Below are 22,584 nucleotides of genomic sequence, written 5' to 3' on the forward strand. Positions count from 1 at the left end.
TTCTACTTTTTGGCGAGAACACCAACAAGGGCAAATGCGTTTTTGGCTCCGTTTCTGGAAATGAAGCCAAAAACAGAAATTCAGTCCGGCAGGATAAACAAGTCTATCTCACTTTTGTCATCCTGAAAGGATCTTGGTGGCGAACGGCAATGGCGGTTACTTAGAGCTTGACTAGCTTGCCACCGAGATCTTTTCAAGATGACAAAGTGGGGTACGCGCATGTTGAACCAAACGTACTGCCAGGATTAAATCAACCGGAAAAGGGAAAGCACCTTTTCGGTTTAAACCTATAAAAAGAGACTATGCCTCCTATCACGCCCATGGTGCGTAACCTGTTGATTCTAAACGTGCTGATGTATTTCGCCACGAACAGGTTGTTTGAAGAGAATTTGTTTTCACTGCATGATATTCGCTCGGACTATTTTAAGCCCTTCCAGTTCGTGACGCACATGTTTATGCATTCGCAGCAGAGTATGATACACTTGTTCAGCAACATGTTCAGCTTGTTCATTTTTGGGCCCATGCTGGAGCGTCACTGGGGCGGCAAGCGCTTTCTGACGTTTTATTTGATCACTGGGATAGGGGCCAGCTTGCTGTATTCAGGCATTAGGTATGTTGAGGTTAGTAATACCTTAGAGTATGCCTCAGCTTTTCTTCAGAACCATGATCCAATTGATTTTAAGCGTTTTTTAGACTCTGCCGGTGCTAATATTAAGCCTCTGGAGCAATTTTTGGTCGATTTTTATAGAAATCCCACAAATACCGCTGCAATCAATCAAGCTACTGGAATAACAAATCAAGTTTCTAATGCCGTCATCAACGGCCAGATGGTGGGCGCCTCGGGGGCGGTATTCGGGATTTTGATGGCCTTTGGCATGCTGTTCCCCAATACGGAGTTAATGTTGCTCTTCATTCCGTTCCCCATCAAGGCCAAATATTTCGTACTGCTGTATGGCGCGTATGAACTGTATGCCGGGGTACAGCGGGCACCCGGCGACAACGTGGCGCACTTCGCGCACATTGGGGGCATGCTCTTCGCGTTTATTCTCCTGAAGCTGTGGGAACGAAACCGCAAAAACTTTTACTAACCTATGACCAGTATTTTTGACGATATCAAATCGGCGTTCAGCCGGGGGAACAACGCCCTGCACCAGCTCATTTTCATCAATGTGGTGGTGTTTGCCGTGCTGATCATTCTGCGCACCATCATGACCTTGAGCGGATCTGGCGCGGCCTTTGACTACCTGATGACCTACCTGAGCATCACGTCTTACCTGCCGTTGTTCCTGTTCCGGCCCTGGACGCTGTTCACGTATTTCTTTACGCACCTGGAGTTCTTCCATATTCTGTTCAACATGCTCAACCTGTACTGGTTTGGCATGCTGATACGGGAATACCTGGGCGATAAACGTCTGGTGAATTTATATGTGCTGGGCGGCTTGGCCGGTGGACTTTTCTATTTGCTCACCTACAACACCATTCCGTATTTAGAGTTGCGCGGAAGCTCGTTTATGATGGGCGCCTCGGGCAGCGTGATTGCCGTGATGGTGGCCGCCGCCACGCTGTTGCCCAACTTCACGTTCAATCTTATTTTAATTGGTCCGGTTAAAATCAAATACATTGCCGCGGTTATGGTGCTGCTCTCTATTTCTGGGGCCGTGGGCAGCAACGCCGGCGGAAACATTGCTCACTTGGGCGGTGCTTTTCTGGGTTTCCTCTACATTCAGCAACTGCAGCGCGGCAATGACTGGGGAAGGCCGGTGCAGGCGGTCCTGGGCTTTTTCAGAGGTTTGTTTAACAAGAAATCGCCGCTAAAGGTGAGCTACAACAACCCCAGCCGACCGTACAGCGCCACCACCAACGCCAGCCCGGCCGCAGCGGGCACCAGCGCCAACCCTTCCCAAATGGAAATAGACCAGATTCTGGACAAAATCTCCATTTCGGGCTACGAGAGCCTGACCAAGGAAGAAAAACAGAAACTCTTCAAAGCCAGCCAGAAGTAAATTGTTGATTGCTGATTGTTTGTTCTGGTAGATTTTAATGTAGGGCGTATTGCATACGCCCTGGCGGTGGCCGAGGCAATTACGTTTCAATCATAGGAAGTTATAGTTGCATAGCAAGCATTTTTATAAAGGCAAGCGGGTTGGGCGTATGCAATACGCCCCTACAATCTGGAATACCGGTAACAAAAAATGCCAGCTTCAGGTGAGGCTGGCATTTCTGTTTTATGGGTTTCCGTTTTCGGCCTCATTTCTGGAAATGAGCCCGAAAACAGCTTAGGATTTGCTGGCGGCGCTGGCTTTCAGCATTTCACCGATGGCCCCTATGCTGCCCAGCGATTCAACGGCAGTGGTTGGGATGAAAATTTTGTTGGCCGGGCCCATGGCTATTTTCTCCAGCGCCTCGAAGGATTTGTAGGTCAGAACCCGGTCGTCCAGGCCGCCTTCAATCAGGAGTTGGATGCGGCGTTTCTCGGCTTCAGCCACGTCTGAGATGGCGCGGGCCTCGCCCAGGGCTTGTAACTCCGCGGAGGCGCGTTCGCCTTCGGCACGGAGGATTTTGCTGGTTTTGTCACCTTCGGCCCGCAGGATCATGTCTTGTTTGGCGGCTTCGGCCTCTAAGATGGTGGCCCGGCGGTTCCGCTCGGCTTTCATCTGCTTGTCCATGGCTTCCTGAATGTCCAGCGGTGGTTTAATGTCGATGACCTCCACGCGTTCAATGCGCACGCCCCATTTCTCGGTGGCTTCGTCTAGGGCGGTTCTAATCTCTGCGGAAATTCGTTCACGGCCAGACAGAGTTTCATCTAATTCCAGATTGCCAATTATTTGGCGCATGGTGGCGGTGGTGATGTTTCGCACGCCTAAAACGTAGTCAAAAATGCCGTAGGTGGCCTGCTCGGGGCCTACTACCTGGTAGAACACAATGGTATCAATTAAGACCTGCACGTTATCACGGGTGATTACAGATTGCGGCGGCACGTTGGTCTGCTGAATGCGCAGGTCATGGTACACGCGCACGCGGTCCATGAACGGGATGAACAGGTTGAGGCCAGGGTGCATGAGGCGCTGGAACTTCCCGAACCGCTCCACCACCGCCACGCGCTGCTGTTGAATGATCCGGATAGACATCATCATCAATAAGATGACAGCGCCAAGAATAATGAGGGGTGTGGTCATAGGTAGAAAGTATGGTGAAGGGTGTATGCGTATATAATGAGTAGGATAACAGTGTTTGCTGAAGATTTACACGGCGGTTCCGTGGCCCGGGAACCCCTGGTTGTCGTTTGCCATGGGTTTCACTTGCAACACGGTGCTGCTCTGGCTCACCACCATGACCTGCTGGCCTGGCTGCAGGTATTCCTGGGCGCTGGCCGACCAAACCTCAGTGCCTACTTTGACAAGGCCCAGACGGGTGGGGGTGACGGGTTCCACAATTTCGCCTACGCGGTTGGCCATGGCCTGGGCGGGATCCTGGAAGCCTTTTGCCTGGCGGGCGCGGGCGGTGAGCGGCTTGGTGAAGAAAATCAACAGCAAGCCCGTAATGCTGGCGGCCATGGGCGGAAGCCAGCTGTTTTCAGGGAAGAGATAGGCCAGCACGGCGGCTACCAGCGCGGCGATGCCCAGCCAGAGAAAGTAAAAACTGACCGTGAACATTTCGCCCACTATGAGCAGAATGCCGGCTACCAGCCAAATCCACCAAGGTTCAAATTCCATCGTTTTCAGGGTTATGTGCCTAATATAGCGAAAAGAAAGTGTTTAGGCAAGGCGCTGGGATTTTGAGTGCCGTACGGACAGGGCTTGACCTGTCCTCTGCGCTGGCTTTGTTTGGTAGTTTGCTCCGGAGGGAAAATGGGGGCTACGTGGGTTTTCATAGCAAGCAGCTTGCTTAAGCTTCCGCCTGGGACAGGTCGCGACCTGTCCGTACAGAGCATGCCGCACCGAGAATGCGTTTTCGGGCTCAATTCCAGAAATGAGCCCGAAAACAGGAAATAAAAAAGCCTGACCACGTGGGCCAGGCTTTTCAAACTATCTATTTAAAGCGGTGCTTACGCGTTGGCGGGCATGTTGTCTAACACATCCATCACTTCGCGCACGGCTTTCTCAGAGGCAGTTAACAAGGCCATTTCGTCTTCGTTCAGTTGTAATTCAATTACTTTCTCCACGCCGTTTTTGCCCAGGATTACCGGTACGCCAAGGTAGGTGCCGGTGATGCCATATTCGCCTTCCAGCTTGATACATACCGGGAACACGCGCTTCTGGTCACGCACAATGGCTTCTACCATTTGCGCAGCGGCAGAACCTGGCGCATACCAAGCCGACGTGCCCATCAGTTTCACCAGTTCTCCACCACCGTTCTTGGTGCGGTCTACAATGGCGTCCAATTTAGCAGGATCAATCAGTTCGGTTACCGGAATACCGCCTACGGTGGTGTAGCGTGGTAATGGAACCATGGTATCGCCGTGGCCACCCATTAATACTGCTTGAATATCTTTGGGAGACACATTCAATTCCTCGGCCAGGAAAGCGCGGTAACGGGCGGTGTCTAAGATGCCGGCCATGCCCATTACTTTGGTGCGGGGCAGTTTAGAGGTAATGTGCGCGGCGTAGGTCATCACGTCCAGCGGGTTAGACACCACAATGATGATGGCCTCCGGGCTGTGCTTGATCACATTCTCAGTCACAGAACGAACAATACCGGCGTTGGTGCTGATCAAATCATCGCGGGTCATGCCGGGCTTGCGCGGTAAACCGGAAGTGATCACCACCACATCTGAGTTCGCGGTGCGGGTGTAATCATTGGTCACGCCCACGGTGCGGGTGTCATACAGGTTGATGGGTGATTTCTGCCAGATATCCAAGGCCTTGCCTTCGGCGAACCCTTCTTTGATATCCACTAACACTACTTCATTGGCGATTTCGCGGTAAGCCAGCACATCAGCGCACGTGGCGCCTACGTTACCCGCTCCAACAACGGTTACTTTCATTTTGTATGGTTGGTTAGGTGTTTTGAAATTCTACGCGGGTAAAATTAGGCAAATGTGCGTTAGGTAGAAAAGGAAATGCCTGTTTATTGTTGGAGGTCAAGTATAAGCTTCCGTTTTTGGGCCCAATTCTGGAAATGGGGCTGAAAACGGGAAAGGTTGAAATGGCGATTTTGATAATGTAGGGACAGGGCTTGACCTGTCCCACTACGCATTGCTTTCATTAACAGGTTGTCAACCTTTGAAGGGGGTAGGGGGATGATGAACTATGCTGATAATTAGCATTTCCGAGAATCATTTTTATTGTGTTTTAGTTGAGGCAGATGGTTCTATAACCAACTTTGTCATCCCCCTACCCCCTTCAAAGGGGGACGAAATGCGTGCTTTCCTGTGTAAATTACCTCAAGGGGAAAATCCGCGTTTGGCAGGCGCAGGTTAAAAAATATTAAAGCTGACATACATCCTTTGGTGAATGCTCCCTCACCCTAACCCTCTCCCAGAGGGATAGGGGATTTAGTTCTTGCGTTTTGGGCTTCATTTCCAAAATGGAGGCCGAAAACAGAAATGACCAATCAATTCCGCTTCACGCTGATTTCAAGAACTTCCTGCGTAGCTTCTGTGACTTTGAAACGGTTGTCCAGCTGTTGGCCAATGACCCAGGCCAGGGAAGCGTCTGAGACCAAAACCCAAACCTCTGCCTTTAGATTGGCGGGTACTTTCTTGTCAATCAGCAGGTCGCTTACTTTTTTCTTGCCGTTCATGCCTAGCGGGATAAACCAGTCGCCTTGCTTCCAGGGGCGGAGTTTGAGGGGCAGTTTCACCAAGTTAGCATCTAAGGCGGTGGTGAATTTGTCGCGCGGGACTTTGTAGTTTTCTGGTTTGGGTTTGCGGGTGAGCGTGGCGGTATACGGGCCAAACGTGATGTCAGTGGCTTCCTCCGGAATAAGTATGCTCCCGAAAACCTCCAGGGCTTTGCGCGTGATCACCAGTTCTTCGCGGTCTTTCACCAGCACGTGCGTAGGCGAATTAAACGTGGTGCCGGAGAGTGCGTCAAAGGCTGCGGCAATTTCCTGGGTCTGCACATAGTTGAAGGTGAAGGATTTCAGGAATTCGTGGAGTATGACCAAGGGCGCGGGGCATTCCAGCAGCGGGGCAATACGCAAGTAGGTGGCGCCGTTCTCTTCACGTTGCGTTTTTGCCTTCATTTCCAGAAACGAGGCCAAAAACACAGCCTCGGCCCCTTGCAGTCTTTCTAACGTTTGCGCGAAGGTTTCCTCTAAATTGGGGTTCAGGGTCTTGAGCTGCGGAATGACCTCGTGGCGGACCAGATTGCGGGCATATTTGGTGCTTTCGTTGCTGGAATCTTCCCGCCAGGCCAACCGTTTGGCTACTAGCCAGTCATAGAGGTCGTCTTTGGTGAGGCCCAGCAGGGGTCTGATTAAATGACCGTTTTTGGGAAGAATACCGTGCAAACCCGCCAGGCCGGTGCCGCGGGTCAGGTTCAGTAAAACGGTTTCCAGCGCGTCTGACTGGTGGTGCGCCGTGGCGATTACGTCATAGCCCAACTGCTTTCGCATTTGCTCAAACCACTGGTAACGCAGGGCGCGGGCCGCCATCTGAATGGAAATGCCCTCCTGTTGCGCGAACGCCTCGGTCTGGAACTGCTCGCTGTAAAAAGGCGCGTCATGCGATTTGGCCAGTTTGCGCACGAAGAGTTCATCGGCGTCAGATTCTTCGCCCCGCAACCCGAAGTTGCAGTGCAGCACGGCAAAGGGCAGTTTGAGGCGGTGTAAAAGGTCGGTGAGCACCACGGAATCCAGTCCGCCGCTCACGGCCGCCAGTATTTTAGTTTCTGGGGTGGCCAGCTGATGGCGCTCTATATAGTGTTGTACTTTCTGCAGCATGTGAGAAAAAGAAAAGGCCAGAACCTGAACAAGGCATTCTTTTTGCAGGGCCATAGGTGAATTTCCCCAGGCTCTTAGTAGTTTTGTTCAGCACTTGTACGCTGTGGGTTAAGTCTTGAAAAACGGCCGCCCCAGCCAGGTTCTTATTTAGCAAGCATTGATGAATACCACAAAGGTAGTTTTAGTATCTCTTTTATTTTTATTTTCTCTCACCGTCAGTTTCGGGCAGAGCGGGCAACCGGTAGACGTGTCGGCCAACAGCCTGCAGGCCGGCACCTACAACGGCGAGGAAGTGCGTAGACTGATTGGCAACGTGGTCATGCGCCAGGGCACCACTACCGTCACCTCAGACTCGGCCTACCAATACGCCAAAGACCGAAACCGCATGGAAGTGTTCGGGAATGTGCACATCACCCAGGAAGGCCTGGACGCCACCAGCCAAACCGGCAGCTATGACGGCACCCGCCGTGTGGCCAACCTGCGCGGCAACGTGGTGCTGCGGGACCAGGGCATGACTTTGACCACGCCCTCAGTGGACTATGACCTGGATGCCAAGCGCGCCTATTACACCCAGGCTGGGAACATTGTAGGGCCAGATTACACCATCAAAAGCCAGTTCGGGACCTATACGTCTACAGACAAAGTGCTTTCGTTCCGGAAAAATGTAGTCTATAACGGGCAGAACGCTGAAGTGGTCTCTGATACCATGGCGTACAACACCATCACCAAAGTGGTGGAGTTCTTCGGGCCTACTACCATTAAGTCTCCGGACGGTATCTTGTTTGCTAATCGGGGCACCTACAACACGGTCACCCGCGAGTCCAACTTCAGGGGGAACGCCAGCATCAAAACCCCAGATTATTTGATCAAAGGCGAAACCCTGACTTATGACAAGCTGAAGGAATACTACACGGCCTCCAATAAAGTGAGCATGACCTCTATCAAAGAAAACACGGTCATTACCGGGCAAACCGCACTGTATTGGCGCGCCGACGGACGGTCAAAAGTGTACGGAAGTCCGGTCATGCGCAGCATCTCAGAGAAAGACACCATGTACCTCTCGGCAGACACCTTGTATTCCGTGGAAAACAAAGACAAGGCCAAGAAAGGCACCCTGTACGCGTACCGCGATGTGCGTATTTTCAAGTCTGACCTGCAGGGCCTCTGTGATTCCCTGACCTACAACATGGCCGATTCTGTGATCTACATGAGCCGCAACCCCCGCCTGTGGGCCAACAAAAACCAGATGACCTCAGACAGCGTGCAACTCCACCTCCGCAACAAGACCATGGACCGCATGCTCATGTACGGCAACGCCTTCGCTATCTCGCAAGACACGCTTTTGAATTTCAACCAGGTCAAAGGTCGGCGCATTACGGCTTATTTCAACGAGGGCAAGATGCGGCGCATAGACGTAAACGGCAACGGCGAGAGTTTGTACTTCGCCTTGCAGGGCGATACCACCACCATGGGTATGAACCGGGCGTTTTGCAGTGACATGCGCATGCTGTTTGAGCAAGGCCAGGTCAAGAGCATCACGTTTTTGACAGAGCCAGACGCCAAACTGGTACCGCCACATGAACTGGAAGAGCCTGAGAAACGGCTGAAAGGCTTTATGTGGCGCGCCGAGGAAAAGCCCACCTTGTCGTTTGTGTTGGCCAGCCGCCTGCCCAAACCCGCAGAACCAAAGAAAGCCCCAGCCAAACCTCCGGTGAAAAGCAAGAAACCAGCGGTGCCTAAAAAGAAGGAAGCCCGGGGATAGCCACCATACATTTTAAGTTAGGCCCGACGTTTACTGAAACATGGACGTTGGGCGGTGGCTTTCAATTTCGGGTACAAAATCAAAGTTTGAAGATACTCTAAAAGATTTTCGTTATTTTTGCGCGCTTATGACCAAACGCATTCTTTCCCTTTTGCCCTTTTTGCTCACAGTTATCCTGCTGAGCGGTTGCAGCAATTACAGTAAAATCTTGAAGAGCGACGACGTAGACAAGAAATACGCCGCCGCCCTGTCTTATTATGAAGAGAAGGAATGGGAGAAAGCCGGCGCTTTGCTGGAAGACCTCATGCCGCTCTTAAAAGGCCGCAGCGAGTATGAGCGCGCCAATTTTCTGTACGCCTACACCAAATACCAGCAAGGTTTTTACCTGGAGAGCTCATTCCATTTCAACGCGTTTGGGCAAACCTTCCCCAGAAGCCAGTACGCCGAGGAAGCCGCGTTCATGAATGCCCGGTCTTTAAGCTATGAGTCGCCGGAGTCTTACCTTGACCAGCAGAGCACCATCCAGGCCATGGCCGCCCTGCAGGAGTTCATGCGCCGCTACCCCAAGAGTAAGTACATGGAGGAGGCCAACAAAACGTATGAGGAACTGGCCCGCAAGGTAGAGGTGAAGTCTTTTGAGAACGCCAAACTCAACTACAAACTCACCAGCTATGACCCGCAGTACTTTAGGGCGGCGGTGATTGCCATGGACAACTTCCGGAAGAACTACCCGTCTTCTGAGTTCATTGAAGAGGCCATGTACCTCAAGATTGACGCCCAGTACAACTACGCCAAAATAAGCGTGGAGGAAAAACAGGCCGAGCGCTACCAGGAAGTGATCACGTACTACCAGAACTTTGTAGATGCGTACCCAAAAAGCAAGTTCCTGCGTACGGCAGAAGGCTTGTATGAGTCTACCCGCCAGTCGCTGGAGAAATTGAAAAAGAACCAGACGGCCACGGCCGCCCCAAAACAATAAATTCGTATTAATCCCAATTCATTAGATATATGGCACAAGTTCCAGCATCCATCGTGACCCGCAACATTTCTGACCTGGCGGTAGAGACCGGCAACGTATACCAATCCGTTTCCATCATCTCCAAGCGCGCCAACCAGATTGCGGTGAAGGTGAAAGAAGAATTGAACTCAAAATTAGCCGAGTTTGCAACCACTGTTGACAATCTGGAAGAGGTGTTTGAGAACCGCGAGCAGATTGAAATCTCCAAGTACTATGAGCGTATGCCTAAGCCTACCAACATGGCCATTGAGGAGTTCATTGAAGGCAAGGTGTATTTCCGCCAGGCAGATGACGAAGCGCAGACTACGTCCGCGTTTTAATTAGCATTCTGAATGCTTCGGCATAAGAAAATAATCTTGGGCGTGTGTGGCAGCATTGCGGCGTACAAAGCGGCTTTGTTGGTGCGCCTGCTCATAAAAGCAGAAGCAGAAGTGCAGGTGATCCTGACCACTTCTGCTTCTGCTTTTATAACCCCGGTCACGCTGGCCACGCTCTCCAAACGCCCCGTGCTCACCCAGTTCGTGCGCGAGGACCAGTCTGGTCTGTGGCACAACCACGTGGAGTTGGGTTTGTGGGCCGATGCCCTGGTGGTGGCCCCGGCCAGCGCCAACACGGTAGGCAAGTTCGCGCGCGGGCTCTGTGATAACCTGTTGACGGCTACGTACCTTTCGGCGCGCTGCCCGGTGTTTGTGGCCCCGGCCATGGACCTGGACATGTACCAGCACCCGGCCGTGCAGGAGAATTTCAGGCTGTTACAGTCTTACGGAAACCACCTGATTGACGCCGGGCACGGGGAATTGGCCAGTGGTCTGGTAGGGCAGGGGCGCCTGGCCGAGCCTGAAGAAATAGTCGCCATTTTACAGCAGCATTTTACCCCTCACACCCTTGTTTAACGGCAAACACGTTCTCATCACGGCCGGGCCCACGTATGAACCATTGGACCCTGTGCGGTTTATTGGCAACCACAGCACCGGTAAAATGGGCTTCGCGCTGGCGCAATCTTTGGCTGAGCAGGGAGCGCAGGTGCAACTGGTGGCAGGGCCCACGGCCTTAAAACTGGAGCACCCCAACGTACAGGTCACCGCCGTGATGACCGCCGATGAGATGTTTGCCGCCTGCCAGCAGTTTGCCGCGCAGGCTGACCTCTGGATCTTCGCCGCCGCCGTGGCCGACTACAAACCCAAAGACACCGCCACCTCCAAAATAAAAAAAAACGATGCCACCTTTACCATTGAGCTGGTGAAGAACGTTGATATAGCAGCTACCCTGGGCAAAACCAAAAAGGCGGGGCAGTTTGCCGTAGGCTTCGCGCTGGAAACCGACCAGGAACTGGAGAACGCCAAAGGCAAACTGCTCAAGAAAAACCTGAACATGGTAGTGCTTAACTCCTTGAGAGACGCCGGCGCCGGGTTCAAGCATGACACCAACAAAATTACCATTGTCACCCACAAGGCGGTAGAAGTTTTTGACCTTAAACCCAAGGCGGCGGTGGCGCAGGATATTCTGGAATCTATAAAAACTGAATGGGCATGTACGCAAGATTGATAAAGGCCGTGCTTTTCTGCCTGCTGTTCTCGTTGGGCGCACAGGCGCAGGAACTGCAGACCGAAGTGGTGGTGAACAGTGATCAGGTGCAGGCCACCGACCGGCAGATTTTCCAGCAGATGCAAAACGCCATGGCCGAAATCATGAACAACACCCGCTGGACTAATGACTCGTACCGGCCCGAAGAGCGCATACGGTGCAAGTTGTTCATCACGGTGCGCGCCATGCCGCGGGTGGGGTATTTTGAGGCCAACGCCCAGATTGTGGCCAGTCGGCCCACGTACGGCAGCGGCTATGAAACCACGGTTTTCTCGTTTGTAGACACCAAGTTTGAGTTTGAGTACAACCCGGCGCAGCCGCTGCAATACGCGCCCAACACTTACACCAGCAACTTAACCGCGCTGCTTTCTTTTTACGCCTACACCATCATCGGAATGGACCACGACAGCTTTGCCAGGTTAGGTGGGGCAGGGGCGTATTCTGAGGCCAACAACATCATCAACCTGGTTTCTTCAGGCGGGGGCGGGCCCGGTTGGAGCGCCAACGAAGACAACCGCAACCGCTATTGGTTGTTGAACAATTTGATTGACCCGCAGTTTGAGCCGTTCAGGGCCGCCCTGTACACCTACCACCGCCAGGGCCTGGACCTTCTCACCCAAGACCGCGAACGCGCCCGCCAGAATATTCTGGAGTCTCTCAAGAACATTCAGCAGATGGTGCGGTTGCGCCCCGGCACAGCGGTGATGCGGGCATTTTTTGAGGCCAAGGCCAGCGAACTTTCCAGCACGTTCTCCACCGCCACGCCCGCCCAAAAACAGCAAGCCTACGAACTGCTCACCCAAATGGACCCCACCAACCGGCCAAAATACGATGTGCTGCTACAGCGTTAATTTCCGTTTTCGGCTTCATTTCCAGAAATGAGCCCGAAAACGGAAGTTTAGTGGGCAAACCCCAACAGTAGAGACGCAATACCTTGCGTCTTTTTTCTTTTGCTCTCTTTGGCCATGAAAATTATAATGTCGGATGTTTATTTTAGGTGAAAGAAGGCAGAAGTGGGTATGCGTGGAGACGCAAGGTATTGCGTCTCTACAGGCAGAAAACGGCACATCTCAAAACCAGTTTCCTGCTCTAATTGGTGTTATCAGCAACAATTCAAATTTGCTCCAGACCAAAAAGAAAGCCTTTTGGTGATGTGTGATTTCTGTTTTCGGGCTCATTTCTGTAAATGAGCCCGAAAACAGAAAATCTTTCTGAAAGGTAGAATTGAATGGCGCTTGGCGGCGTTGCATGAGTTGGCAAACATCTGTATCCTTGCGGCCTAGTTAAACCGTATGGTAAGGCTACCACGGGGGGGTGACGCCTTTCGTTTAATGTAAGATATTTGCCTGCATTGACGCTATTTTTCTTAGTGATAGACTAAATAATTTAGCATCTTTGTTTACGCAAACCGGTCCCATTTTTCAACGCCAGAACACTGCTCATCTACTGTATGCTTGTAGATCTTAAGATAAAAAATTACGCCTTAATTGAGAAGCTGGAGCTTCAGCCAAGCCCTTTGCTCAACATCATCACGGGTGAGACCGGGGCCGGAAAGTCCATCATGCTGGGGGCCATTGGCCTGCTGCTGGGCAACCGCGCCGACTCCAAACTGCTCTTCAACCAAGCCGAGAAGTGCGTAATTGAGGGTTCCTTCAATATTTCTGAGTACCAGTTGCAAGGCTTTTTTGAGGAAGAGGACCTGGACTTTGAGCCCGTGAGTTTACTTCGCCGCGAAATCAGCCCCAGCGGTAAATCGCGCGCGTTCATCAATGACACGCCCGTCACCCTTGACACGCTGCGTAAGATTGGCGAACATTTAATGGACGTACACTCGCAGCATGACACGCTGCTTCTGGGCGATCAAGGTTACCAGCTGAACATCCTGGATTTGTTTGCGCAGAACGAAAGCCTGAAAGCCCGTTACCAATCTTCGTACCGCACTTATAAAAAGCTGGACCGCGAAAACCAGGACCTGCAAAACCAACTGGCGCAATCGCAAAAAGAGCTGGACTACCACACGTTTCTGTTGAATGAATTGACAGAAGCCAACCTGCAGCCCGAGGAACAGGAAACCAACGAACAGGAACTCAAGCAACTGGAACACGCCGAGGAAATTAAGCTGAAGCTGAGCCAGGCCCTGCAATACCTTTCTGAGAGCGAATACAACGCGGCCTCAGCCATGAAAGATGCCGGGCACCTGGTGAACCAGCTCACGGAGTTCGGGGATAATTTTCAGACCTTGAAGGCCCGCCTGGACAGCTGTTTCATTGAACTCTCTGACATTGCCGGCGAACTGGAAGACGCGGAGCGCAAAACCGAGGCCGACCCGCAACGGGCCGAGCAACTTCAGGAACGCCTGGATTTGATTTACACGCTGCAACGTAAGCATCAGGTCAAAACCATTGACGAACTGTTGGCCATTCAGGCAGACCTGGAGCAGAAAGTAGGCAGCGTGCTGAACCTGGACATGGCCATAGAGAAAAACAAAAAAGCCCTGGCCGCCGCGTTGCAGGAAGTAGAAGATTTTGCCACTCAGCTTTCTCAATCACGCACACAGGTGTTCCCCGTGTTTGAGACGGAACTGCACAGCTTGCTCTCAGAACTGGGCATGCCCAACGCGCGCGTGGTCATTGACCACAAAACCGCCGCACCTAGCCCCACCGGCATTGACGTGGTAAATATTCTGTTCAGCGCGAACAAAGGCGCCGCGCCGCAGACCTTGAGCAAAGCCGCTTCGGGCGGTGAATTCTCGCGTTTGATGCTCTGCGTAAAATATTTGCTCGCCGACAAAACTGCGCTGCCTACTATTATCTTTGACGAAATTGACACCGGTATTTCCGGAGAGATTGCCGTGAAGGTGGGGCGCATGATGCAACAAATGGCCAAAAAGCACCAACTGATCTGTATTTCGCACTTACCCCAAATGGCCGCGCAGGGCGATACGCATTATTTCGTCTACAAAGAAGACCGCGCCGAGCGCACCGTCAGCCGGATCAGGCAGCTCACGCACCAGGAACGCGTGCAGGAAATAGCCCAGATGATTGCCGGCGCCAACCCCTCAGAAAACGCCTACCAAAGCGCGAAGGAGTTACTGGCTTTGACGTAATGGACTCGTTCCTAATGTGCTGATGTGCTGATATTCAATTTGAGAAAGTAAGGATAAGAACTCTTGCCATCATTTTTATAAAACAGAGAAGCCGATGAATTTGTCAGTGGCTTCTCTGTTTTCGGGCTCATTTCTGAAAACAAGGCCGAAAACGCATCATCGCCTAAGCGAAAACCATTTCCACATCCTCAAATTTCCCAATTAGCACATTAATTAGTCGTCTTCACGGTTCACAGTGTTGATGTCGAAGGCCGGTACGCAGATGGACCAGTATTCCACTTCCTCGTCAAAGGGGTTGGCGTATTGAATGCGGGCACCGGCTTTGATGAGCAAAGTCTGTCCGGCAGAGAGTACCAGGGTTTCGCCGTCAATTTCAATCTGTTTTTTGCCGCGGAGCACAATGGTTACCTCGTCAAACTCGGGGGTTTGGTGCGGCTCTGACCAATGCGGCGGTGCCACCATGTGGGCCACGCTCAAGGCCTGTGTTTTGGTGCTGGCCAGCCCGAAGTGCTCTTCAATCAGCTTTCCGTCTGTGGTGGGCACCCTGAACGGGGCATTCTGCAGGAAATATCGTTTCTCAGACATGGCTTAGTTGGCGTTGGTGGAGTCTGGGCAGGCGCCTTTGGTGTAAGACAGCAGGCCTTTGGTTTGGGCGGAACAGGCGTTGCCGTAAGTCTTGCCATCGCAACCGCAGACAGGGTCATACTGCATGGTGCAGGCGCGCTCATTGTCAATTTTGGCAAGGTCAATGCAGGCGGCGGCGGTCTCCTGAGTGGGCTTGCAGCCTATGGCAAGCGCCAGGGCGGCCAGGGGAAGAAATGTCAAAAGTTTTTTCATAGATAAGATAGCTGTTTGCCTATATACGGCGAAAGTGGTAGAAGGCTGTGCTAGTGGCCCAATGGGAATGTTGCTGTAAAGATGGAAAAAACATTAACCCCTTCCTTGTGTATTCCGTACTGCTTAAATATAGATTAGAATATATATTTGTGAAGGTATATTTCTGGCCTTCGGTCGTTTCAAAATAGAACGCCGAACAACTTGTTAACAAACCCTTATTTATCATAACCATGAACGACAACTCCAAAGTTTTGATCGCTGCCGCTGCTGGTGCCGCCGCAGGTGTAATTGCCGGTTTATTAATGGCCCCCAGTGCCGGGAAAGAGTCACGTGAAGGCCTTTTGAAAATTGCCGGTCAGGTGGCAGAAGGCTTCAACGGGCAGGTGGCCACGTACCTGGAGAAATTCAGCGGCATCGCCAGCATGCTCAATGGCCTGGGCGCTGACAGCACCTCTACCATGTCTGTGGGCGCAGACGCCTCTACCGGCGTTACCGCAGACGGAAACCGCGGCTAAACCACTGCCTGGTATGCTGCTAGGTAACTGCCGGCTGGCAAAACCAAATAGTATAAATACCGTTTAGAAGCAATGACGCCAAAACGGCGTTGTTCCTTTTAAACAGGAAGAACCCATTTCAACTAAAACGTAAAACTCATGAAAGACAATAGCGGAAAGATCATTCTGGCTTTGCTGGCAGGCGCCAGTGCCGGGGTGATTGCAGGAATCTTGATGGCCCCGGAAGCAGGTGAAGCCACGCGCGGTACCCTCAAGAAAAGTGCCTCTAAACTAGGTGCTGACCTTGAATCTAAATTACAGGCGGGCATGGAGCAGTTGCAGGCCTTGAGCACCAGCGCAGGCGCCATGTTGGGCCGCAAAGGCGGTACAGGCAGCGACTCAGGCAACGGCGGGTCTAACGTAACCTCCTCAGGCTCTACCACCACGGCTACTTCTCACTTATCTGGCAATGAGTCCGGCGGAAACGTAGGCGCCACTGGCAATACTGCTGGCGGTGACCAAAATGCAGACTCTGACGCCAGCCGTGGCGGACGCAAGAAAGCTTCTGGCGGTGACTCTAAAGGATCTGGCGGCGGAACCAACGCCACTGCCTAAATTTTTCTGAAATTCTTTCGCGGTTCTGTAACCTCTGTGTGGCAGCCTCGTTAAAGAAGGTATAACAGTTGGTTAAATGAACGGCATTAAATAGATGTTTGTAACGTTAAATCAAAACTTGTTGGTGAAACTGACGGATTCAAAAAACGAAAGGGATACAGCAAGGATTTAATACCACACCGGCGAAAGCCACATCAAAAGTTTAACGCAAGTCAATTAACCAATATTAAGAAAGGCTTCCCAGACGGGGAAGCCTTTCTGCTTTTATACCATTTCCGTTTTAGAGCTCAATTCTGAAAACGGAGCCAAAAACGAGTTGCTGTTTAAGTTGTACCATCTGAAATCTGATGTTTACACATTCCGTCCCCCTATAAAGGGTATGCAAAGTGCGAAAACATTTTTGTTTTTGTGCTCATTTCCAGAAATGAGCCCGAAAACAGAAAAGGCCGCTCTAGTTAGTTAAAGAGCGGCCTTTCGTTTGTGCTATTTCGCCGAAGGCAAATTAGCACATCAGCACATTAAATCATCAGCACATTAAGAGTTGTTCTCTGGTTTCATCTGTGGGAAGAACAGCACGTCTTGAATGGAGTGCGAGTTGGTCATGATCATGCTCAGGCGGTCAATGCCAATGCCCAAACCGGCGGTTGGCGGCATGCCGTATTCCAGGGCACGCAGGAAATCTTCGTCTAGCACCATGGCCTCGGTGTCGCCGCGTTTGCCTAGTTCCAGCTGTTCTTCAAAGCGGGCGCGCTGGTCAATGGGGTCGTTGAGCTCAGAGAAGGCGTTGCAGATTTCCTTGCCGTTGCAGATGGCTTCAAAGCGCTCCACCAAACCTTCTTTGCTGCGGTGTTTCTTGGCCAGCGGGCTCATTTCTACAGGGTAGTCAGTGATAAACGTAGGCTGAATCAGCTGCGCCTCACACTTCTCCCCGAAGATCTCGTCAATGATCTTGCCTTTGCCAATGTTGGGGTCAAGCTTGATATTGAGGCTGGCGGCGGTTTCACGCAGTTGGGCTTCGTCCATCTCAGAGATGTCAATGCCGGTAAAATGCTGAATGGCCTCAAACATGGTGAAACGCTTCCAAGGCCGCGCGAAGTTGATGATGTTTTCGCCTACCTGCACTTCCGTAGTTCCGTGCAATGCCAAGGCTACTTTCTCCACCATCTCCTCTACCAAGTCCATCATCCAGTAGTAGTCTTTGTAGGCTACGTACAGCTCCACTTGGGTGAACTCCGGGTTGTGGAAGCGGCTCATGCCTTCGTTCCTGAAGTCTTTGGAGAACTCGTACACCCCGTCAAAACCACCTACAATTAACCGCTTGAGGTACAACTCATTGGCGATGCGCAGGTACAAGGTCATGTCCAGCGTGTTGTGGTGCGTCTTGAACGGACGCGCTGCGGCTCCGCCGTACAAAGGCTGCAAAATAGGCGTTTCCACCTCTAAATAACCACGTTCGTTTAGATACTCGCGCATGGTGTTCACCAGCTTGGTACGCTTGATAAAGGCCTCTTTCACGTGCGGGTTCACCACCAAGTCCACGTACCGCTGACGGTAGCGCAATTCTGGGTCGGTGAACGCGTCATACACGTGCTCCACGCCGTTTTCGTCTACTTCGCGCTTTACAATAGGCAGCGGTTTCAGGGATTTGGCCAGCAAGGTCAGTTCTGTCACGTGTACCGAGGTTTCGCCAACCTGGGTTTTGAACACGTAGCCTTTCACGCCAATGAAGTCGCCAATGTCCAGCATTTTCTTGAACACGGTGTTGTAAAGGTCCTTGTTTTCGCCCGGGGCGATGTCATCGCGGCTCACATAGATCTGGATGCGGCCGGAGCTGTCCATGAGCTCCGCAAACGAGGCTTTGCCCATCACGCGGCGGCTCATCAGGCGGCCGGCCAGGCTTACTTCCTGGTAATTGTTGGCGTCTGGGCTGTAGTTTTCTTTTATGTCTAAGGCCGTGGCGGTCACGTCAAAAAGTTCAGAAGGGTAGGGGTTGATGCCCATTTTCTGGAGCTCTTCGCGCTCATGGCGGCGGCGTAGTTCCTGTTCGCTTAAATGCATGGAAACGTGTGGTTCAGTGGATTCTAAAAATCAAACCGCGAATTTCGGAAATAATTCGCAGACATAGCGTGGTTCTGGGCCGAAATGCAAAAATGAGGCCCCACCCCAACCCCTCCCCAACGGAGAGGGGCTTTTCTGGAGCTACGTTTCGGGGCTCGTTTTGGGAAATGAAGGCAAAAACGGAGGGACCTCACCCCCGGCCCCTCTCCCACGGAGAGGGGAGAGTTGGAATGTAGAAATGGTTTTTATATATCTTCTGCTAGCCCATTCAAAACGCTAGAATAAAGGGCTACCAAATATATCTTAAAACCGATTTAAATAGGCCCTGGCTTTAGCCAGGGTACTTTATGTAAACGATTTCGGCTTTAGCCAATCAATGTATTTGGCTAAAGCCAATTTATACCTTCGCTGTTTACCCCGGCTAAAGCCGGGGCCTATTCATGGATTGAATACGAAAACTGATTCTGTTTTCGGGCTCATTTCCAGAAACGGGGCCAAAAACGCAGAGCAGAAGAGAAGGTCATTTCCAAAGCCCGTCTTTTTAATCTTTCATAAGGTTTCATCGTTTAAGACAGCAACATCAATTTCCCCCCAAGTATGAAATGTGAATTGACGCTTACGTTTGAAGAAAATGACGGCACCTTGCGCTGGATTTTCAATATTCTGGTGTATGCCCACCAAATCAGTGACCCGCAGGTACGAAAGGCGCTGCAGCCAACTTTGCAGGAATTCCTGCACAAACGCAGTTACGAGGAAGTCATAAGATTAGCCGACACAGACATTGATGAAGGCGATTTTGTGCGCGATTACCTGAAGCAGAACCTCATCAAATTCAACGCCTCGCAGGTCAAGTTCAAGGGAGAAAAAATAAAGGCGCTCTGTTTTACCATTGAACAGGCCGGCCAGATGCAGGCCGCCGCCGACCCTGGCGCCGTGGCCCCGGAAGTGCTGGCTTTGTTTGAAGGGCATGAACTGAAACTAAACCAAATCAGGCACTGCGCGCAACAGGCCCTCACCGAAGCCGGGGCGCAGGGCGTGCAAATCAAAGCTTTCGGAAGTGCCTGAAAATAAAAAATCCGTTTTCGGCCTCATTTCCAGAAATGAGCCCGAAAACGGATGTAAAAAAAGAAGCACCGCTCAAACCTTCGCTGTCTGGAGTCTTCCGTAGGGTGACTCCAGACTTATAGTGGAATGGGAGTCTCTGACTCCCTGTTTGAGCGGAGCAAAGGCGTTCCATTGTCCTGTAGAACTGTTCTTGCCACCGGTCCGGAACGCAGTTCCTGCTGAATCATGGTTAGTTCGGAGTCACCTTCCGGAAGACTCCAAACAGCGGGAGCAAATCAAAGCCTTCGGAAGTGCCTGAAAATAAAAAATCCGTTTTCGGGCTCATTTCTGGAAATGAGCCCGAAAACGGATTTAAAAAAGAATCACCGCCCAGGAGGTGCTTCTTTGCATAGTATTAAGCGGCCACGGCCAGTTGCATAGTGGTAGTGCCTTCTGAGAAAAGCGGTTCAATCTGTTCTTTCAGGCGCGCCTGCACAAAGCTGTTCTGTAAATGCTGGGGCAGTTCACTTACCAATTGCTGGTATTTCTCTAGCCCCATGGCCTTGGCGATGTAGCTTTCATGAATCCCGTTGAGGTAACTCACAATAGAAAGCAAACTTTCATGGAACAGCTTGAAATCAATCTCGGCCTCCACAAAACGGTCAATCTCTTTCTGTGACGCCGAAATGCGCAAGCGGCCCAGCAGATCAAACAGCGTGGTGTAGCCCATGCGCCAGGTAATCTGCTGCCAGTGCTGCGCCGACCATTTGTTCAGTACCTCGCCGGTTTTGCTGCTCTTGATGGCCGTGGCCGGATTGCTCTGCACCTGCGCCCGTATGGTGGTGGCCTTCATTTTACGCGTGGTGCGCAAGAACTGCCCAATCTGTGCCTGTGCCTCAATCTCTTTGCCGGCAATCTGCAAACCCGCCTTGTAGCCCGCCAACGGCAACCGGTGAATGCTGAAGTCATTGTACGCGCCCGCCGCATAAAACCCGATGGCCCGTGGGTACGCATTCTTCACCACCAAACGGCCCGCCTCGCGGCGCAAAACGGCTTCATGGCTAGTCTTGATGCCCAGCGTGTACAGAAACGCCTGCAAACCGGCAAACACTGAGTAGTACGCCTGCGGGAATGTCCAGTGCAGGGCATTGCGCAGGTAGGTTTCATCGCCCAACTCAGCGGTGGCACGCAAGGCGTATTCGGTGCTCCAGGAATTGAGCAAGGTCTTGGCCAGCGCCTTCAAATCCTGTTCAGACAAGTCGGCGGTATGGGACCGTAAGAAGACCTGGTGGTTGAGGCCAGACTCTTCGGCACTGTGGTTTATATGGTAGTTAATCGCGAAAAAATAGTTCAGGAACACCTGGGCCGGAATAGATTTCTGCCATGCCGAGTCCTGCGTCTTTTGCTCCTCCGGGAAGAGCGGAATCACTTGATCCTCTGTTACCTTCTTCATGTTTTAAAAACACCTGACCAAGGTAGTTAGTTGCATTTTAAGCAATGATTTAAGGAGTGTAAATATTTGTATTTCAGTAGTTTGAAAATTATTTTTAAATAAATTTCCGCAGTGGTTAAAACCACTTTTCAGAGGCTGTTTTTTTTCTTGATTTGGCTGATGACAAGTGACACCGGAACGAGGCAAAAACCTACTTTCGTTACTTTTTTACTATCAAAAAGGGTTCTTTTGGCGAAGAATTCTATATTTGTCAACCGGGCAGCTGCTGAATTCAAGCAGAAAAAGGCAGCTTCTGCATAAAACCACCCCTAAACACCAACACCAAACAAAACTGTATGATGAAACCTTTACAAAAATTAAGTTTATCGCTGGTCGCCTTTTTGGGCGTGGGCAGCATTTCTGTTTCTGCCCAGGAGTTCCATGACGCATTCTCTGGAACCGGCACCGTGTCTGGCCACAACGGTTGGGAATACGCCAACATAGGTACTTCCGGGCAAACCATGCTAGAGGCCGGCAGCCTGACCTATCCCGGTTTGGCCGCTTCTACCGGCAACAAAGTAGCCTTAAAGGCCACCAACAATGAGTACATCAACAAGATGTTCGCCACCCCGGTGACCACAGGTGAACTGTATGGTTCGTTCCTGTTGAATGTAGTGGACGGCGCCTCTTTGCGGGGAAATGAAACCATTGGGAATTACTTTATGCACTTTGTGCGGTCTCTGGGGGTAACGCCTTACCAGGCAAGAATCTACGTGAGAGCGGGCAGCGCGCCCAACACCTTTAACGTGGGTATCCTGAACAATACCCTTGACGGCGTTCCTACCCCAGTCTCCGGTACTGAGATGTACGGCACCAACCCCACCAACTATACCATTGGTCAAACTGTGCTTATTGTGTTCAAGCATGACCTGGGGAACAACTCCTCCAGCATATGGGTGAATCCCACGCTAGGAGCGGCGCAGGAACCGGCGCCAACGTACACGGCAACTGCCGGCGTGGCTACCACAACTTTAGGGGGAATAGCCTTTCGGCAGAACAACACCAATGGCCAGGGAACCGGAAACCTGGAAATTGACGAAGTGAGGGTAGGCCCATCATTTGATGCGGTAACTCCAGGAACTACCACCAGCGTGAAAGACTTCGCCACTGCTAATATTGGCTTGTACCCAAACCCTACCTCCGGAAGCGTGAAACTGCAGCTGCCCGCCAGCCTGGCCAACGGCGAGGTAGGCCTGACCGTCTACAGCCTGGAAGGGAAAGTGCTCCTGAAAACCGCCGGCTCTGAGCAGAAACTCAACCAGGAACTGGCCACCAAACTGAGCGCCGCCGCCAACGGGGTGTACATTGTGCGCCTTGAAAGCAACGGCAACAGCTACCAGACCAGAGTGGTGAAAAACTAGTCTATTCTGAAAATGCTAAAAGAAAGCCCTTCGTTTTACCCCGAAGGGCTTTTTTTGTGCCCTTATTACATGCTTCAGGTTTTCCGTTTTCGGGCTCATTTTCAGAAACAAGGCCAAAAACGGAAACTGAATGCCCTCGTGCAGGCAAGGCAGCCAGCTGAAAAAAATAATTATTACATAACACAGAGTTTACGCCTTATCCTTACATTTGCTTCACCATTTAGACGTCTGCCCTTGCAATAAGCGAACGGCTAGCTGGTGCCACCATTTGCATTACAAACCATCCTAACTTAATTATTATGATTAAAAATCTACAAAAGCTGAGTTT

General features: G+C 51.5%; 21 protein-coding genes. 13 read left to right on the plus strand and 8 right to left on the minus strand.

Annotated features, from left to right (window positions below; translation table 11 throughout):
* Positions 1–302: 302 nt before the first annotated feature.
* Positions 303–1,088 carry a rhomboid family intramembrane serine protease gene (locus IMY23_RS00190; protein ID WP_192820108.1) on the plus strand — a complete coding sequence of 262 codons (786 nt, stop codon included), beginning with the start codon at positions 303–305 and terminating at the stop codon, positions 1,086–1,088.
* 3 nt (positions 1,089–1,091) lie between these two features.
* Entirely contained in the window at positions 1,092–2,003 is a 912-nt protein-coding gene (locus IMY23_RS00195) for a rhomboid family intramembrane serine protease (protein WP_192820109.1), read from the plus strand.
* Positions 2,004–2,276: 273 nt separating this feature from the next.
* On the opposite strand, the gene IMY23_RS00200 is transcribed toward IMY23_RS00195, so the two are convergent.
* The 4 genes from IMY23_RS00200 to tilS form a co-directional block, all read right to left on the minus strand.
* Positions 2,277–3,176: an SPFH domain-containing protein gene (locus IMY23_RS00200; protein WP_192820110.1), complete on the minus strand. Its 900-nt coding sequence runs from the start codon at positions 3,174–3,176 to the stop codon at positions 2,277–2,279.
* A 66-nt stretch (positions 3,177–3,242) separates the two neighbouring features.
* Positions 3,243–3,713, minus strand: a complete 471-nt coding sequence (locus IMY23_RS00205; RefSeq protein ID WP_192820111.1) for an NfeD family protein — start codon at positions 3,711–3,713, stop codon at positions 3,243–3,245.
* 332 nt (positions 3,714–4,045) lie between these two features.
* Positions 4,046–4,984: a malate dehydrogenase gene (mdh, locus tag IMY23_RS00210; RefSeq protein ID WP_192820112.1), complete on the minus strand. Its 939-nt coding sequence runs from the start codon at positions 4,982–4,984 to the stop codon at positions 4,046–4,048.
* Positions 4,985–5,553: 569 nt separating this feature from the next.
* Positions 5,554–6,885, minus strand: coding sequence for a tRNA lysidine(34) synthetase TilS (tilS, locus tag IMY23_RS00215; protein WP_192820113.1), 1,332 nt, complete (start codon positions 6,883–6,885; stop codon positions 5,554–5,556).
* A gap of 160 nt (positions 6,886–7,045) precedes the next feature.
* Here tilS and IMY23_RS00220 point away from each other — a divergent pair, with 160 nt between their 5' ends.
* From IMY23_RS00220 to recN, 7 genes are all read left to right on the plus strand, one after another.
* On the plus strand, positions 7,046–8,647 hold the full coding sequence (locus IMY23_RS00220; protein ID WP_192820114.1) for an OstA-like protein: 1,602 nt from the start codon (positions 7,046–7,048) through the stop codon (positions 8,645–8,647).
* Between the two features lie 127 nt (positions 8,648–8,774).
* Entirely contained in the window at positions 8,775–9,626 is an 852-nt protein-coding gene (locus tag IMY23_RS00225; protein ID WP_192820115.1) for an outer membrane protein assembly factor BamD, read from the plus strand.
* A 29-nt stretch (positions 9,627–9,655) separates the two neighbouring features.
* Complete coding sequence (locus tag IMY23_RS00230; RefSeq protein WP_192820116.1) at positions 9,656–9,985, plus strand: DNA-directed RNA polymerase subunit omega; 330 nt, start codon at positions 9,656–9,658, stop codon at positions 9,983–9,985.
* Positions 9,986–9,997: 12 nt separating this feature from the next.
* Entirely contained in the window at positions 9,998–10,558 is a 561-nt protein-coding gene (locus tag IMY23_RS20225) for a flavoprotein (RefSeq protein ID WP_192820117.1), read from the plus strand.
* On the plus strand, positions 10,551–11,210 hold the full coding sequence (locus tag IMY23_RS20230) for a phosphopantothenoylcysteine decarboxylase (protein WP_192820118.1): 660 nt from the start codon (positions 10,551–10,553) through the stop codon (positions 11,208–11,210). The genes IMY23_RS20225 and IMY23_RS20230 overlap by 8 nt, the downstream gene beginning before the upstream one ends.
* Positions 11,195–12,100 (plus strand): DUF4835 family protein, encoded by a 906-nt coding sequence (locus IMY23_RS00245; RefSeq protein ID WP_192820119.1) that lies wholly within the window; start codon positions 11,195–11,197, stop codon positions 12,098–12,100. Before IMY23_RS20230 ends, IMY23_RS00245 begins: the two co-directional genes overlap by 16 nt.
* A 599-nt stretch (positions 12,101–12,699) precedes the next feature.
* Complete coding sequence (recN, locus tag IMY23_RS00250) at positions 12,700–14,355, plus strand: DNA repair protein RecN (RefSeq protein WP_192820120.1); 1,656 nt, start codon at positions 12,700–12,702, stop codon at positions 14,353–14,355.
* Between the two features lie 213 nt (positions 14,356–14,568).
* Here the strand turns inward: recN and IMY23_RS00255 are convergent, their stop codons facing one another.
* Both IMY23_RS00255 and IMY23_RS00260 read right to left on the minus strand, forming a co-directional pair.
* Positions 14,569–14,940 (minus strand): cupin domain-containing protein, encoded by a 372-nt coding sequence (locus tag IMY23_RS00255; RefSeq protein WP_192820121.1) that lies wholly within the window; start codon positions 14,938–14,940, stop codon positions 14,569–14,571.
* Between the two features lie 3 nt (positions 14,941–14,943).
* Complete coding sequence (locus IMY23_RS00260; protein ID WP_192820122.1) at positions 14,944–15,192, minus strand: Kazal-type serine protease inhibitor domain-containing protein; 249 nt, start codon at positions 15,190–15,192, stop codon at positions 14,944–14,946.
* Between the two features lie 230 nt (positions 15,193–15,422).
* Here IMY23_RS00260 and IMY23_RS00265 point away from each other — a divergent pair, with 230 nt between their 5' ends.
* Positions 15,423–15,707 carry a YtxH domain-containing protein gene (locus IMY23_RS00265; protein ID WP_192820123.1) on the plus strand — a complete coding sequence of 95 codons (285 nt, stop codon included), beginning with the start codon at positions 15,423–15,425 and terminating at the stop codon, positions 15,705–15,707.
* A gap of 138 nt (positions 15,708–15,845) precedes the next feature.
* Positions 15,846–16,301: a YtxH domain-containing protein gene (locus tag IMY23_RS00270; protein ID WP_192820124.1), complete on the plus strand. Its 456-nt coding sequence runs from the start codon at positions 15,846–15,848 to the stop codon at positions 16,299–16,301.
* A 534-nt stretch (positions 16,302–16,835) separates the two neighbouring features.
* On the opposite strand, the gene lysS is transcribed toward IMY23_RS00270, so the two are convergent.
* Complete coding sequence (lysS, locus tag IMY23_RS00275; RefSeq protein WP_192820125.1) at positions 16,836–18,359, minus strand: lysine--tRNA ligase; 1,524 nt, start codon at positions 18,357–18,359, stop codon at positions 16,836–16,838.
* A gap of 597 nt (positions 18,360–18,956) precedes the next feature.
* Between lysS and IMY23_RS00280 the strand changes: the two genes are divergently transcribed.
* The gene (locus tag IMY23_RS00280; RefSeq protein WP_192820126.1) at positions 18,957–19,424 is read left to right on the plus strand and encodes a hypothetical protein; all 468 of its coding nucleotides are present in this window, start codon (positions 18,957–18,959) and stop codon (positions 19,422–19,424) included.
* Between the two features lie 394 nt (positions 19,425–19,818).
* On the opposite strand, the gene IMY23_RS00285 is transcribed toward IMY23_RS00280, so the two are convergent.
* A complete protein-coding gene (locus tag IMY23_RS00285) occupies positions 19,819–20,856 on the minus strand; it encodes a hypothetical protein (RefSeq protein ID WP_192820127.1) in 1,038 nt (345 codons plus the stop codon).
* 335 nt (positions 20,857–21,191) lie between these two features.
* Here IMY23_RS00285 and IMY23_RS00290 point away from each other — a divergent pair, with 335 nt between their 5' ends.
* The gene (locus IMY23_RS00290; protein ID WP_192820128.1) at positions 21,192–22,256 is read left to right on the plus strand and encodes a T9SS type A sorting domain-containing protein; all 1,065 of its coding nucleotides are present in this window, start codon (positions 21,192–21,194) and stop codon (positions 22,254–22,256) included.
* The last annotated feature ends 328 nt before the right edge of the window (positions 22,257–22,584 follow it).

It is taken from the genome of Rufibacter sp. LB8 (assembly GCF_014876185.1).
Lineage (GTDB): Bacteria > Bacteroidota > Bacteroidia > Cytophagales > Hymenobacteraceae > Nibribacter.

What these genes read in the sequence shown, in the direction of transcription:
- tilS (WP_192820113.1), bottom strand. Translation starts at nt 6,885, where the DNA reads ATGCTGCAGAAAGTACAACACTATATAGAGCGCCATCAGCTGGCCACC.
- IMY23_RS00245 (WP_192820119.1), top strand. Translation starts at nt 11,195, where the DNA reads ATGTACGCAAGATTGATAAAGGCCGTGCTTTTCTGCCTGCTGTTCTCG.
- IMY23_RS00220 (WP_192820114.1), top strand. Translation starts at nt 7,046, where the DNA reads ATGAATACCACAAAGGTAGTTTTAGTATCTCTTTTATTTTTATTTTCT.
- IMY23_RS00255 (WP_192820121.1), bottom strand. Translation starts at nt 14,940, where the DNA reads ATGTCTGAGAAACGATATTTCCTGCAGAATGCCCCGTTCAGGGTGCCC.
- IMY23_RS00265 (WP_192820123.1), top strand. Translation starts at nt 15,423, where the DNA reads ATGAACGACAACTCCAAAGTTTTGATCGCTGCCGCTGCTGGTGCCGCC.
- IMY23_RS00195 (WP_192820109.1), top strand. Translation starts at nt 1,092, where the DNA reads ATGACCAGTATTTTTGACGATATCAAATCGGCGTTCAGCCGGGGGAAC.
- IMY23_RS20225 (WP_192820117.1), top strand. Translation starts at nt 9,998, where the DNA reads ATGCTTCGGCATAAGAAAATAATCTTGGGCGTGTGTGGCAGCATTGCG.
- IMY23_RS00205 (WP_192820111.1), bottom strand. Translation starts at nt 3,713, where the DNA reads ATGGAATTTGAACCTTGGTGGATTTGGCTGGTAGCCGGCATTCTGCTC.
- IMY23_RS00280 (WP_192820126.1), top strand. Translation starts at nt 18,957, where the DNA reads ATGAAATGTGAATTGACGCTTACGTTTGAAGAAAATGACGGCACCTTG.
- IMY23_RS00285 (WP_192820127.1), bottom strand. Translation starts at nt 20,856, where the DNA reads ATGAAGAAGGTAACAGAGGATCAAGTGATTCCGCTCTTCCCGGAGGAG.
- IMY23_RS00200 (WP_192820110.1), bottom strand. Translation starts at nt 3,176, where the DNA reads ATGACCACACCCCTCATTATTCTTGGCGCTGTCATCTTATTGATGATG.
- IMY23_RS00270 (WP_192820124.1), top strand. Translation starts at nt 15,846, where the DNA reads ATGAAAGACAATAGCGGAAAGATCATTCTGGCTTTGCTGGCAGGCGCC.
- mdh (WP_192820112.1), bottom strand. Translation starts at nt 4,984, where the DNA reads ATGAAAGTAACCGTTGTTGGAGCGGGTAACGTAGGCGCCACGTGCGCT.
- IMY23_RS00190 (WP_192820108.1), top strand. Translation starts at nt 303, where the DNA reads ATGCCTCCTATCACGCCCATGGTGCGTAACCTGTTGATTCTAAACGTG.
- IMY23_RS00225 (WP_192820115.1), top strand. Translation starts at nt 8,775, where the DNA reads ATGACCAAACGCATTCTTTCCCTTTTGCCCTTTTTGCTCACAGTTATC.
- recN (WP_192820120.1), top strand. Translation starts at nt 12,700, where the DNA reads ATGCTTGTAGATCTTAAGATAAAAAATTACGCCTTAATTGAGAAGCTG.
- IMY23_RS00260 (WP_192820122.1), bottom strand. Translation starts at nt 15,192, where the DNA reads ATGAAAAAACTTTTGACATTTCTTCCCCTGGCCGCCCTGGCGCTTGCC.
- IMY23_RS00230 (WP_192820116.1), top strand. Translation starts at nt 9,656, where the DNA reads ATGGCACAAGTTCCAGCATCCATCGTGACCCGCAACATTTCTGACCTG.
- IMY23_RS00290 (WP_192820128.1), top strand. Translation starts at nt 21,192, where the DNA reads ATGATGAAACCTTTACAAAAATTAAGTTTATCGCTGGTCGCCTTTTTG.
- lysS (WP_192820125.1), bottom strand. Translation starts at nt 18,359, where the DNA reads ATGCATTTAAGCGAACAGGAACTACGCCGCCGCCATGAGCGCGAAGAG.